The following is a 13,259-nucleotide window of genomic DNA, read 5'->3' on the forward strand; positions in this document are numbered from 1 at the left end:
TGAAGTATAGAACACATTTTAAGATTTATCAAGTTTAAATATTGCGGGACCTCAGCCTAGACGCGCTGATGCGTTTTCAGATAGAACTCCTTGCCGTAACTTAGTGCAAAGTTCCGAAAGTCCACTACTGCCGGGGATAAATATCTATTTTTGATGCTGGCCAGGTAGATAAAACGCTCGTATTCTGGATTTACAATAGGCAATGTTTTGACGTTAAAATAATCTAACGATGAAATGCGAGGCATAACCCCAATTCCGTAATTGACAGACACCAGTCCTGCCATTGCTGTATCCTCTTCAATCTCGCAAATAATCTGTGGCTCAACGCCCGCTTTGGCGAACAAATTTTCAATAATGGGCCGGACCCCACTCTTTTTGTTAAAGAAGATCACCGGATAATCTGCCGTATCCTTAAGATCAATTTGGTCTAGAGTCGCCAGTGGATGATCAGGCGAAACAATGACAACCAGTTCCTGCTGAGCCAACGGAATAAACTCCACATCCGGTTCATTTTCCATGTGAGAGCAGAACGCCACATCATAATGTTCCTGCTTCAGTCCCTGGATAATATCGTTCGTATTCCCTTGGTGAAACGAAAAGGAGATATCTTTACGGGCATCCAGAGCTGAAAAGGCTTGAATGATCGCTGGAATGAAGTGTGAGCCTAACGTGTAAATGAACGCCAAATCTATATTTCCATGGCTTGGACTCACTAACTCTCGTAAATTGTGCTCTCCCTTTTCTAATTCATCCATCGCATGCTCCACATACTTCAGGAAAAATCGTCCGTATTTGTTTAACCGAATATTTCTCCCCTGCTTCTCAAACAGATGAACTCCCAAGTCTTTTTCTAATTCTGAAATCGCATGACTTAAACTGGGTTGAGTAATACATAGTCGCACTGCTGCCTGGGTAAAATGCTCCATCTCCGCAAGTACACGAAAATATTGTAAGTGCTTCAGGTTCATAATTATGTAATCTCCTTCTTTAATTCATATTTTAAATTATAGACCCAAACTATGAAAAACGATAAAAATATGCATTGGATTTATAATAACACTCCTTATATAATAATGACATAGAAAGAATGTGAATAATTTCACTTATCTGTAGGCGTAATGTAATACAGCTGGACGATGCCTACCTAGGCCATTGATCTAAAATTTAAGTTGGGAGTTACACTTATGAAAAATCCTTATATCAGAATGGCAGCAGGGCTTTACATCAACTATTTTCTTCTGGGTATGATCAATGTTATTCTCTCGTCGAATATGAGCTTCCTGACCGTTCAATTGAACACGGATAAAGCAGCCATCGGCTATCTGGTGTCCGCGATTGGGATCGGTAAGCTGCTCGCTCTCGGGGTAGCCGGAAAAATGTCAGACAAATACGGAAGAAAACCACTCATTGTTATTGCATCATTTGCTTATTTAATTTTTCTGATCGGCATTCCGCTTGCGCCTAACTATTCGTTGGCATTCGTGTTTGCCATTATCGCAGGCCTTTGCAACTCTATGATGGATGCGGGAACGTATCCTGCACTAATTGAAGGCTTTGGAAAAAAGGCCGGCTCTGCAACAGTGCTGGTCAAAGCATCCATCTCGATCGGTGCTATTATGATTCCGTTCATGATTGCATTCTTTATTAATCACGATATGTTCTATGGGTATTCCTTCTTTATTCCAGCAGGGATTTATCTGCTGAACGGTATCTTCTTGTCGATGACAGCTTTCCCCAACCACAAAGCAGAGGAACAAAAAGCTTCAACCGAGGCTGCCCAATCCACAAATACTTTCCGCAGCGAGCCTAAGTTTTGGCAAGAAGGTTTATCTCTGATTATTATCGGTTTTACTTCTACTGTATTGTTCATGATCGTGCAGCTATGGCTTCCTACCTTTGGACAAGAGGCCCTGGGCATGGACAAAGCCAGTGCCATTAAACTGCTGAGCTACTATAGTATAGGTTCATTGGTTTCCGTTATCTTGTTAGCCGTGGTACTTGGTAGATTCATTAAACCGATTACCGTCATGATAGTCTATCCGCTTATTGCCCTGCTTTCTTTGCTGGCTTTAATTACATGGCACAATCCAGTCGCTACTTTGATCAGTTCATTCCTAATCGGCTTGTCTACCGCAGGCATATTCCAAATTGCCCTCACGGTTATGACGGAATTTTTCCGCAAGAACAAAGGAACTACGACTTCTCTCGTGAACATAGCAGCCAGTCTTTCGTTCATCCTGATGCCTTTGGCTACCGGGGGCATGTCCAAAAGTTTGGGAATTACCTCGGTATTCATTCTGGATATTGCGATTGCTGTAGTTAGTATTTTGCTGGCCGTGTTTGTTGCTTATCGATATAAAAAAGTGTTTCATTAAACTACACAGATTATTTGGAGGCTTATATCATGAAAAATGCTGGACGTATTGACGGAAGAACACAATTAATCGGACTGCTTGCTACACCTATCGGACACTCTTTGTCCCCGGCTATGCATAATCTTGCGTTTGAAAAGCTGGGCCTGAATAACGCGTATATGGCCTTTGAAGTAGGAAATGAACAACTTGAAGAAGTGGTACGGGGGATGCGCGCTCTGAACATACGCGGTTATAACGTGTCCATGCCTAATAAAACAGCTATTTTACAGTATCTTGACGAGCTGGACGATAGCGCTAAATTTACAGGTGCCGTCAACACCGTCGTGAATACAGATGGTAAACTGAAAGGCTACAGTACAGATGGATCTGGTTATGTTCGCAACTTGCGTGAACACGGCATTGACCTGAAAGGTAAGAAAATGACACTTGTCGGCTCTGGCGGCGCAGCTACACCGATTGCTATTGAAGCGGCTCAAGCAGGTCTGGCTGAAATTTCAATCTTTGCCCGTAACGATCAGTTCTTTGCTCGTGCAGAAGAGAATGTCCGTATTATTAATGAAGATATGAAACACACCCAAGTCAAGGCGAACATCTATCCATTGGAAAATCAAGAACAGCTACGTGAAGAGATCCGCACAAGTCATATTCTCGCTAACGGTACAGGTGTTGGTATGAAACCGCTGGAAGGTAAAAGTGTGATTGAAGATGTGTCCATGCTTCGTTCCGACCTGATCGTAACCGATGTAGTGTACAGCCCAGCTAAATCCAAGCTGATGGAGCAAGCCGAATCCGTAGGTGCAACCGCCATTAATGGTCTGGGCATGATGCTGTGGCAGGGCGCACTTGCCTTCGAACTGTGGACAGGCCAAGAAATGCCAGTCGCTTATATTAAAGAACAACTTTTTGCTGACAAGCTGTAAATATAAAGCTACTAACAAACGCATCAAGCAATGAATTCTTTCTATTATATATGCATATATGTACTTTAAAAACGATGCTCGGCGAATGAACACTTCTGCCGGGCATCATCTTTTTTATGGGTACAGCACTATTCCGTCTTCTCTTTTCACTAATCCTTATAAGGGTCAAATTCATTGGCCCCAGCCATGCACACCCCAATAGGCTTCAGTTCATGCATAACTTCCACGGTCTCGGAATGAGCGTCCAGTACCTCGCGCAGCTTACGGTAGACGAACGGGCTTTCATCTGTACCGGCTCCGCGCAGCTCGACACCATAGTTCCGAACAGCCTCCTTCATCTGTACGTCCGTGACCTGTCCACCACTCCGTGTGCGGGTTTTCCAATTCATTTTACCAGCTGCCTGGGTACGACTCATAATACGACCTGCCCCATGAACTGTACTATAGTAGGACTCCCGGTTTTCTACCGTATCTTTTCCACGTACAATCACCGAAATATCGCCCATGCTTCCTCCAATAAAGCCCATCTGGCCAGGTGCCGAGGGAGTAGCACCTTTACGGACCACAATGGTGTCACGCCCATCATGCTGTTCTTTCCATGCGTAATTATGGTGGTTATGCACAGTAAAGTCCGCTTCGGTCCCCATAATACCAAGCACTTGTTCTATCACATAGTCACGTCCCGCATACGCATAGCGTCCGGCAAGGCGCATCGCACGGTAGTACATGTCCCCCAACTCACTGCTCATATCCAGCAGCACAGGCGGCTGATCCATATGTTCTCCCGGCGCCTTTCCGAGAAACTCTCGTCCAGCGGCCAAGTTTAGAAACCCGCTTGCTGTTTTGTGTCCAAAGCCCCGACTGCCAAAATGATTGGCAATCCAGACCTGTTCTGTCGCTTCCTCCACAAATACATCAACAAAATGGTTACCACTCCCTACTGTGCCCAGCTGTTCTCTCGCCAAGGACTTCAGTTTGTCATGTTCTTGTTTCCCAATCGCCGCATATACTGCCCAATCCGGGTCATCGAACAGCTCATGGTCTACCTGAAGTGCATTCACACGACCTACGCCAAACGAAATATGACGTGCAATCTCATCCATCACGGTTGAAATACGCGGCATAATATCTGCTGCAAACAGCTTGGTTCTTACCGCCTTATTTCCACAGCCGATATCATACCCAACACCTGAAGGCGAAATTTGTCCGTCATACACCATCACACCGCCAATCGGCTGACTATAGCCTTTATGATGATCTGCCATCAGCAGCGCTTGAATTACATTACCGTTTTCGGCACATGTGCGGGCTTGAGATAATGCCCCTGGATCAGGTGCTCCCCATACGCGTACTCCATTGATTTCTTGATAAGCCATCGTCGTTTCATCCTCCTGTAAGTGGCTCCATGTCCAAACTTATAAAGTCGTTAATTGCATTATGTACGGTTTACCAGCTTCCGAACAGGGCGTAAGTATTACAAGCACAACATCAGACGTCCCCATAAGAAAATGAAAAAGGACATCCTTGCAGCCAAACAGGCTGTAGGATATCCTTTTATGATCACTTAGAAACCATTAAATCAATTATACTAATATTTTTTGATGATTCCGAATTGATCCACAATAAAAGGTTTGGCATCATTTTTGTTTTGATCAATTTCATAGATTACGGCTGTAAGTTTATTTTCGTCTACGGTGATGCCAACAAAATTCTGTACCTGTCCTCGTGTAGGTCTACGATTGTCACTCGGATCCGGTCCATATACTGCCGCATGATTCTCTTCAGCTAGGTCAAAGAGATTATAGTACTTATCTCCAAGCTTTTCACTCGGGTTTTTGTAGTAGACTTTGGGGCCAGCGGTTGCTGGGATGACATAGATACTTCCATCTGGATTCACACTATACTCAATCGTCTTATCATTTAATGTATCTTTTAATTTGGTTGGCGTTGTTGCTTTACCCTCTTGGTTGATTGGTTTCGTACGAGCGTAAATATGATCGTGCCCCTGCACGACAAAGTCGATATCAAGTTCGGCCATTAGTGGAGCGATTTGGTTACGAACTCCATTCTTATCCATGATGTCAGAATCTGTTGCATGATTAGAGGTAGTGTAAGGACCTTTATGAATGTTAACAATGATCCACTTTGCACCTGCCTTTTTGGCAGCCGCAGCATCTTTTTTTAACCATTCGACTTGATCTTCAGAAAAATTGGCATATTTCTCTGAGTCCTCATTGGAGTTCAGTACGATAAAGTGAGCATTGCTGTAATCAAAGGAGTAGTATGCTCCTGTTTTAGTAGCAGAACCAGCTGGTTGGTTAATATTAAAGTGCTCATAAAAAGCGTAGTTCTCATCCTCATGATTACCTGCTGAAGGAACAATCGTTGTATTCAAAAGACTTTTTTGTGAATGCCCCAACAACCAGTCCCACTGCTCTTCTTTGGTACCGGTGTCTACGATATCTCCGTTGTGAACTACAAACTGAGCATTATTTACGGTTTGAAGTGCTTTTTCGAGCGTCTGTGAAGACAATATGGCTTCATCTTCGCTTTTTGCTTGTGTATCAGCTAGATCAATGAAGGTAAATTCACCGCTCTTAGGAGCTGTTTGAAACGTACCTGTTTCGCTCCATATCCCGCGCGCTGCATCACCCACACGATAATAATAAGCTGTGTCCGCTTGAAGACCTGTAGCTATAGCTTTATGGACAAGCTCTTCTGCAGAATTGGTTGATGGAGAGGAAGTGCCTTCAAATGTAAGAGCACTCGTAAAATCAGCTTCAGAAGCTGTTTTCTTGATTACTTGAACAGTGCTCTTCGTGGAAAGTTTTGAAGTATACCAGGTAAATCCTTTGGAGCCTTTTGTGTCTCCATAAAATGTAGCTGTAACTTTACTAATACCATGATCTGTATTCCCTGATGACTCAGCATGGACAGGCAAGGCTGACATGCCAGTAATCAAACCTAGCGTAAGAGCAACAGACATAGATGTTGCTGACCATTTTTGAAACTTCTTAAACATGTGTACACTCCTCTGTGTAGTTAATATGTAAAAATTATAAATATGATCATATCAATCAAATGTTAATACGTTGTTTTTGGAAATATAGTAATTTGTAAAAATGAAAAAGGATATCCATGCAGCCAACCAGGCTGTCGGATATCCTCTTCAACTATAACACTCATATTAGACGGCTCTGCTATGCCCTGCGTGGATTTAACTTACTGTGCCGCTGAATGCGTACGCTTAAAATCTTCCTTCACCGCAACCAGTAGTGCTTCATTCACCAGTAGCTCCAAGCCTGACAAGGCTAACACTTTAGCTCCAGTCACTAAGGCTTCCTCACCCTTCTCAGAGCCAGCCGCTTCCCTGAATTCCACCGTATGAGCGATGAGATCATCCGGACCTATTTTAATGTAAGCATGTGCAGTCGGGATAACATGGCTCACATTTCCCGCATCCGTCGAACCCAGTCCGGCACGAGGGCCACGATCCAGCTGTTCTCCCTGCGCTTCCAGTTCCCGACCTACTACTTCGTCCAGCGTATCGTTCAGAATGAAATCACGCACTTCATTTTGAAAACGCTCGATTTTCACAGTGGCTCCTGTTGCCAATGCAGCGGCTTGTGCAATATGGCGAACTTTCGTAGAAACCTCCTCTGTGCGCTGCCAAGTGCTGGCCCGAATGAAAAAGCGTGCCGCCGCATAATCCGGAATGATATTGGGCGCGTCTCCTCCATGCGTGATGATGCCATGAATACGCACATCGGTCGGCAGTTGCTGACGCAAAGCATTGATCCCGCTGAACAACTGCAGCACCGCATCGAGCGCATTGATTCCCTGCTCTGGCGATCCTGCGGCATGAGCCGCTTTGCCGTAAAAATGAAAATCCAGCGGGTCAACTGCCAGACTCGGTGAGGTCAGCCGGGTCACACCAGATGGATGAACCATCAGTGCAGCATCAATCCCTTCGAACAGCCCGTGCTTCACGAAGCTGCCTTTTGCACTGCCATTAGGGCCGCCTTCTTCCGCTGGTGTACCGAACACATACACCTCACCTCCCGTTTCGTCAATCACCTGCGCCAAGGCGATGGCTGCTGCCGTGCTTGCGGTTCCGATAATATTGTGGCCACAAGCATGGCCCAGACCGGGCAATGCATCATATTCAGCCAAGTATCCGATTTTCGGACCTGTTCTAGCAGAAGCCTTACGAGCAACAAATCCGGTTTCGTGTCCCGCTACATTACGAGTTACCTCAAACCCCGCTTGCTCCAGAATACCCGTCAGTACCTGCGAAGCTTGAAATTCCTGATTGCCGATTTCAGGATTAGCATGAATAAACCGGCTCGTTTCCGTGTAAAGCTGACGAGACTCTTCAATCTTCTCAATAATCCGCTGTCTATGCGTATCGACCGTATTCGTTGTACTCATCACAATCTCTCCTCGTTTCGAAAATAGATTAGTATGCTCCCAACCCTACTTCTGCTCAACATTCTTATTTCTTTTGTGCTTTAACATCTGCTACCAGCTTATCCAATGTGGTCTGTAGCTCTTCGGCAGACTGGTCTACCACGACGTTAGCTCCTTTGGAATCCTGTTTTACCGCCTCGGCTACATCAGCATCATGGTACAAATCCACAATCGTTTTGTAAGTCGCATTATCCTTATCCTCCGCACGGGCAGCAAACACGTTCACATATGGCTTCGCTTCTTCGCTGCTTGCATCATCCTTGTAGATGGCTCCATCCAGCTTGAGCCCGGCGTCCGTAGCAACACCGCTGTTCACAGCTGAGGCAGCTACATCAGATAAGACGCGCGGCGTCTGTTGGGCAACAACAGGGACAATGTCCAGCTTTTTAGGATTACCTTCTATTTCATCCGTGGTCGGATACAGGCCTGCATCCTGCTTCAGCTTAATCAGCCCGGCAGATTGGAGCAGTTTTAAAGCCCGTCCCTGATTGGAGGGATCATCCGGTATAGCAATTTTGGAGCCGTCAGGAATATCCGATACGTTTTTGAATTTTTCAGAGTACAGTGCCATCGGAGCGATAATCGTTGCACCAATAGGGACGATATTCACATCATTTTCTACATTAAACTGACTGAGAAAGGCCAAATGTTGAAAGGAATTCAAATCCACCTCTTTATTGGCGAGCGCCTTATTGGGTAATGTATAATCCGAGAAACTGATCAGCTCAATTTCAATATTTTTAGCCTCTGCTTTCTTCTTGAGTACATCCCAATACGTGTCCTCAGATCCTGAAACCCCGATTTTAACATGTACTTTTCCATTTTCATTTGAGCCCGATCCGTTAGCTGAGCAAGCAGATAGAACCGCTACACTAAGAATAGCTAGTAAACCCAAGCGAAATATTTTTTTCATTTTCATTTCCCCTTTAATCGTTATGTATAATACTCTGTTCCCATTAGCGCCGTAGAAATTTACGAGACAAGTAGTTCCCCGCATATTGGGCGATCTGTACAAAAATAATCAGCAAAACAATCGTGACAATCATGACCGAGGTATCAAATCGTTGATAACCATAAGTCATTGCCAGGTTCCCAAGGCCACCTCCTCCCACCGTACCAGCCATGGCAGAGAAATCAATCAAGGCTACGGTAATAAACGTCAACCCAAGAATCAAAGGTCCCAGCGCTTCCCGAATCAACACACCCGTGATGATCTGAAATGGAGTCGCTCCCAGCGCCTTGGCAGCTTCTATCATGCCTGGATCTATGGAGACCAGATTATTTTCCACAATTCTCGCTACAGCAAAGGCCGCTACAATAGTCATTGGGAAAATTGCCGCCGAGGTTCCAATCGTGGTCCCCATGATTAAACGCGTAAAGGGGCTAATCGCCACTAAAAAAATGATAAATGGAATCGGGCGGATAATATTAATCAGCAGGTTTAGAAACAGAAACACAAATTTGTTTTCAAACAAGCTCCCTTTACGTGTCACATACAGCAGTAAACCAATCATAAGTCCTAGAATAGTGGCAAAAAACAGCGTGACAACGACCATCAAAAGCGTTTCACCCGTAGCCTCCACTATCTTGAGCCAAAACGTATCCCAATTAACTCTCATGATCGACGACCTCCCTGACTTCCACCGTCGTTCGCAGTTCTTCCACGACCTTGTTAACCTCGTCTTCAGCACCGATTAACTCGACAATTAAACTTCCGAACAGCGCTCCCTGTAGTTCATTAATACTTCCATATACAATGTTATAATCCAGATTATGCTTCCGTGTCGCTCTAGAAAGCACTGGTTCACTGGTCGCTCCACCCCGAAAAACAAGTCTGTACAATCGGCCAGCGTGATGCTCCCGAATCTTGCTCAGTAGTTTGGGTGAGAGCTGATCATTCAGTACAGAGCGAATAAAATTTTTCGTCGTCTTCGTCTGTGGATTGGCAAATACATCGAACACACTGCCCTGCTCAATCACCCTACCGTTCTCCATCACTGCCACACGGTCACAAATACTGCGAATCACGTTCATTTCATGGGTGATGAGCAAGATTGTAATCTGGTACTTCTCATTCACTTTTTTCAGCAGCCTCAATATGTCTTCTGTCGTTTCCGGATCGAGTGCTGAGGTCGCTTCATCACAGATGAGAATATCAGGCGAATTCGCCAGTGCTCTGGCAATGCCGACCCGCTGCTTTTGTCCGCCAGATAGCTGCTCTGGATAGGAATCCGCTTTGTCCTCCAATCCAACAAATTGAAGCAATTCTTTAACACGAGCATCTATCTGTGCTTTGGGCAATTTAGCCAGCTTTAGCGGATAAGCCAGATTCCCATATACAGTACGAGAGTTAAACAAATTAAAGGTCTGAAATACCATCCCAATCCGCCTTCTTAAATTTCTTAGTTCCTTGGGTCGTATCTGAGTAACATCCTGATCATTAACGATAATCCGTCCCTCTGAGGGGCGTTCCAGTAAATTGACAAGCCGCAGCAGCGTACTTTTACCTGCACCGCTAAAGCCAATCACGCCGAAAATCTCTCCCTTTTCAACCGATAACGAAACCTCTTCGAGTGCATTTACTTTACGATTGGGTAAGGTAAATATTTTGCTAACTTGTTCAAACTTTATCAAACTGCTTCCTCCTTACGTCTACAATGTATGTATTCCTCCATCCCTTTTTAGTAATCCGGTGGATTTAATCGGATTTATGTCCTAAAAAAAACTCCCTAATCTTCGTTTGACCGAAGGTGGGATTATTTAACTGCATATTGCATTGTTAACACCTTAAGACAAGAAGGAGAATCTGTCAATAAAAAATGAATATAGCCTTCTGACTCCTGTCATCACAATTGCTTACACTTTTAGGGCTACAAAGCCAAATAAGGCTAACCGTATATTTGCAAAGTTTGCAAAATCGGCAGCCCTTTGTGCATTGCAATTTCGATCATTCCACTGACTAATGTGCAGAAGTATTTTTCAAATCTGCTTCATAACGAAGGCCGAATTGTTGTCTTGCCTCCTCCATCACTTCAGCGACTGTAAGTGAACACTCCAAGGAGTTAATGGAACTGTTACGTTCACCACTCTTGATCAGATCTATAAATTCCTGAATTTCATAATACATGGGCTCACGCGTCTGAGCTTTGGTCAGATCCTCAATCGTGCCGTCCCGATAATGAATTTTCACCTCATAGGGCTGACTGATTTTGTCGATCACCATCGTTCCATTCTCACCCTGAATTTCAGCAGGCAGATAGGAATCTGTAATTTTGGAATACATGACGGTAGCATCCATATCCGGATACTTCATCACGATACTACCCTCGCCATCGACACCAGAGGATAAAAGTACACCAACCGCCCGAACCTCCTCAGGTTTGCCGAACAAAGTCACCATAGGATACAAACAATACACGCCAAGGTCCATCAAGGAACCATTAGAAAAGGCCGGATTAAACGCATTCAATACCTTACCTTGCTTAAAAGCATCAAAGCGTGAGGAGTATTGACAGTAGCTTGCAAAATAACGCCGAACCCGGCCTATTTTATACATATGATCCTTTATTATTTTAAAGTTAGGCATAAGTGTGGATTTAACGGCCTCCATCAGCAGAACATCGTTGTTGCGCGCGGCTTCGATCATGCTCTTCACCTCTGCTGCATTAGACGCAAAAGGTTTCTCACACAACACGTGCTTTCCGTGATTCATACATAAGATCGCCTGCTCCGCATGTAAGGAATTGGGGCTGGCAATATATACGGCATCGACCTGATCACTTGCGGCCATTTGCGCCAGGTCTGTAAAAACCTCCGGCTGGCTGTTATATTTGTCAGCAAAAGCTTTGCCCTTATCCTCTGTGCGTGAGTATACCGCCGTCAGGGAAAATTCGTCCGTCTCCATCGCAGCTTGAATAAACCTCTCTGTTATCCAGTTGGTTCCAACAATACCAAAACGCATCACAGTATCCCATCCTTCCCGTGAGTCATTACAATTCATATGTACCTATTCTCGCATTCCAGCCTAATCTTGTCCACTATACCGTTAGTCATATCTCGTGCTTCAACATGTTCATTCGACAAAAAAAGACTGCGGTCTATCAGCTTAATTTATACTGATTGTACCACAGTCCCTGTTATTTATTTGGGGTTATATCTCTATTTTTTTGATATCACTTTTCCTACTTCTTCCAAAATGGTATCCATGGAAGCAGGGTCGTGTACATCATACTCATCAATGTTCAGACGCAGTACAGGACAGGCATCAAATTCGTTAATCCAATTGGAATATCTGCGATGCATTTGCTCCCAATAAGAACGCTCGGTCTGGATCTCCATCTCACGGCCGCGCTCCTCAATCCGACTCAGTATGGAGGGCAAGCTGCCTTCCAAATAGATCAACACATCAGGATGCGGGAAAAACGGTGTCATCACCATCGCCTCAAACAGGCTAGTATACGTTTCATAATCGGTAGGATTCATCGTTCCCTGATCGGCATGCATTTTCGCAAAAATGCCTGTGTCCTCATAAATAGAACGATCCTGCACAAAGCCTCCACCAGACAGGAAAATATTCTTTTGTTCCTTGAAACGTTCCGCGAGAAAATAAATTTGCAAATGAAAGCTCCATCTCTCGAAATCGTGATAAAACTTCTCCAGATAGGGATTATGATCGACCTGTTCCAAAGAGGTTTTAAATCCAAGGCGTCCGGCCAAAGCACCGGTCAGCGTGGATTTACCTACACCCACTGTGCCCGCTACCGTAATCAGGGCATTCGCAGGAATGTTGTAATTATTCACTATATAAGCTCCTTTACATCGGAAACAATTTGTTTAAATTGTGCCTGATTTTCTACAAAATCAATTTCATTCCCGTTCACGGTCAATATACGAGGGGAAGGGGACTGTTCAGCGAGAAACTGCATGCCTTTATCATAATCTATGATCAATTGCTCCAGATAGGCGGGGTCCATCTCCTGTTCAAAAGAGCGCGCACGCTTGCGAATTCTCCCCAGCAAGGTATCCAAATCTGCTTTGATATAAATGATAATGTCCGGCTTAGGCATATCATCTGTGAGCAAATGATAGATTTGACGATATTTTTCGAGCTTCACACCCTTAAGCGTACGTTCTGCAAAAATCAAATTCTTGTAGATATGGTAATCAGAAATAACGGGCTGAGCTTTCTCGATATATTGCAGACCGGTATCCTCCAACTGCTTATACCGATTGCAGAGAAAAAACATTTCCAGCTGAAAACTCCACTCATCTATATTTTGATAAAATTTATCGAGAAATGGGTTCTCCTCAACAATCTCTTTGATTATCGGCAAATGTAGCTCGGTTGAAAGCATCGAAGCTAACGTCGTTTTACCTGCTCCGATGGGCCCTTCAACGGCTATAAATGGGGCTTGTTTCATGCGGTTCTGCTCCTCCTTGTACTCCAGTCCATCCTGTGGACAACTATCCTATTGTATCACAAGGTAGTACGCTA

General features: G+C 44.4%; 12 protein-coding genes. 2 read left to right on the plus strand and 10 right to left on the minus strand.

Annotation, left to right across the window (positions count from 1 at the left end; genetic code table 11):
* Positions 1–56 precede the first annotated feature (56 nt).
* Entirely contained in the window at positions 57–968 is a 912-nt protein-coding gene (locus AC5ELV_RS18765; protein ID WP_307353952.1) for a LysR family transcriptional regulator, read from the minus strand.
* Between the two features lie 216 nt (positions 969–1,184).
* On the opposite strand from AC5ELV_RS18765, the gene AC5ELV_RS18770 reads away from it, so the two are divergent.
* Both AC5ELV_RS18770 and AC5ELV_RS18775 read left to right on the plus strand, forming a co-directional pair.
* Entirely contained in the window at positions 1,185–2,375 is a 1,191-nt protein-coding gene (locus tag AC5ELV_RS18770; protein WP_493431387.1) for an MFS transporter, read from the plus strand.
* 29 nt (positions 2,376–2,404) lie between these two features.
* Positions 2,405–3,295 carry a shikimate dehydrogenase gene (locus AC5ELV_RS18775; protein WP_023987138.1) on the plus strand — a complete coding sequence of 297 codons (891 nt, stop codon included), beginning with the start codon at positions 2,405–2,407 and terminating at the stop codon, positions 3,293–3,295.
* 149 nt (positions 3,296–3,444) lie between these two features.
* On the opposite strand, the gene AC5ELV_RS18780 is transcribed toward AC5ELV_RS18775, so the two are convergent.
* The 9 genes from AC5ELV_RS18780 to AC5ELV_RS18820 form a co-directional block, all read right to left on the minus strand.
* Positions 3,445–4,671, minus strand: a complete 1,227-nt coding sequence (locus AC5ELV_RS18780) for an RtcB family protein (protein WP_493431388.1) — start codon at positions 4,669–4,671, stop codon at positions 3,445–3,447.
* Positions 4,672–4,883: 212 nt separating this feature from the next.
* Positions 4,884–6,317, minus strand: coding sequence for a purple acid phosphatase family protein (locus tag AC5ELV_RS18785; protein WP_493431389.1), 1,434 nt, complete (start codon positions 6,315–6,317; stop codon positions 4,884–4,886).
* A gap of 200 nt (positions 6,318–6,517) precedes the next feature.
* Positions 6,518–7,726, minus strand: a complete 1,209-nt coding sequence (locus tag AC5ELV_RS18790) for a M20 family metallopeptidase (RefSeq protein ID WP_493431390.1) — start codon at positions 7,724–7,726, stop codon at positions 6,518–6,520.
* A 64-nt stretch (positions 7,727–7,790) separates the two neighbouring features.
* A complete protein-coding gene (locus AC5ELV_RS18795; protein WP_493431391.1) occupies positions 7,791–8,678 on the minus strand; it encodes a MetQ/NlpA family ABC transporter substrate-binding protein in 888 nt (295 codons plus the stop codon).
* A 43-nt stretch (positions 8,679–8,721) separates the two neighbouring features.
* Complete coding sequence (locus AC5ELV_RS18800) at positions 8,722–9,384, minus strand: methionine ABC transporter permease (protein WP_493431392.1); 663 nt, start codon at positions 9,382–9,384, stop codon at positions 8,722–8,724.
* Positions 9,374–10,399 (minus strand): methionine ABC transporter ATP-binding protein, encoded by a 1,026-nt coding sequence (locus AC5ELV_RS18805; protein WP_493431393.1) that lies wholly within the window; start codon positions 10,397–10,399, stop codon positions 9,374–9,376. Before AC5ELV_RS18805 ends, AC5ELV_RS18800 begins: the two co-directional genes overlap by 11 nt.
* Positions 10,400–10,724: 325 nt before the next feature.
* Positions 10,725–11,726, minus strand: a complete 1,002-nt coding sequence (locus tag AC5ELV_RS18810) for a Gfo/Idh/MocA family protein (protein WP_049827624.1) — start codon at positions 11,724–11,726, stop codon at positions 10,725–10,727.
* 197 nt (positions 11,727–11,923) lie between these two features.
* The gene (locus AC5ELV_RS18815; RefSeq protein WP_493431394.1) at positions 11,924–12,565 is read right to left on the minus strand and encodes a deoxynucleoside kinase; all 642 of its coding nucleotides are present in this window, start codon (positions 12,563–12,565) and stop codon (positions 11,924–11,926) included.
* A complete protein-coding gene (locus AC5ELV_RS18820) occupies positions 12,565–13,185 on the minus strand; it encodes a deoxynucleoside kinase (protein ID WP_134903866.1) in 621 nt (206 codons plus the stop codon). Before AC5ELV_RS18820 ends, AC5ELV_RS18815 begins: the two co-directional genes overlap by 1 nt.
* Positions 13,186–13,259: the final 74 nt, after the last annotated feature.

The sequence above is a fragment of the Paenibacillus sp. NMA1017 genome (assembly GCF_058895805.1).

Coding starts and splice junctions, on each gene's coding strand:
- AC5ELV_RS18795 (WP_493431391.1), bottom strand. CDS start 8,678: ATGAAAAAAATATTTCGCTTGGGTTTACTAGCTATTCTTAGTGTAGCG.
- AC5ELV_RS18800 (WP_493431392.1), bottom strand. CDS start 9,384: ATGAGAGTTAATTGGGATACGTTTTGGCTCAAGATAGTGGAGGCTACG.
- AC5ELV_RS18820 (WP_134903866.1), bottom strand. CDS start 13,185: ATGAAACAAGCCCCATTTATAGCCGTTGAAGGGCCCATCGGAGCAGGT.
- AC5ELV_RS18775 (WP_023987138.1), top strand. CDS start 2,405: ATGAAAAATGCTGGACGTATTGACGGAAGAACACAATTAATCGGACTG.
- AC5ELV_RS18810 (WP_049827624.1), bottom strand. CDS start 11,726: ATGCGTTTTGGTATTGTTGGAACCAACTGGATAACAGAGAGGTTTATT.
- AC5ELV_RS18770 (WP_493431387.1), top strand. CDS start 1,185: ATGAAAAATCCTTATATCAGAATGGCAGCAGGGCTTTACATCAACTAT.
- AC5ELV_RS18790 (WP_493431390.1), bottom strand. CDS start 7,726: ATGAGTACAACGAATACGGTCGATACGCATAGACAGCGGATTATTGAG.
- AC5ELV_RS18765 (WP_307353952.1), bottom strand. CDS start 968: ATGAACCTGAAGCACTTACAATATTTTCGTGTACTTGCGGAGATGGAG.
- AC5ELV_RS18780 (WP_493431388.1), bottom strand. CDS start 4,671: ATGGCTTATCAAGAAATCAATGGAGTACGCGTATGGGGAGCACCTGAT.
- AC5ELV_RS18785 (WP_493431389.1), bottom strand. CDS start 6,317: ATGTTTAAGAAGTTTCAAAAATGGTCAGCAACATCTATGTCTGTTGCT.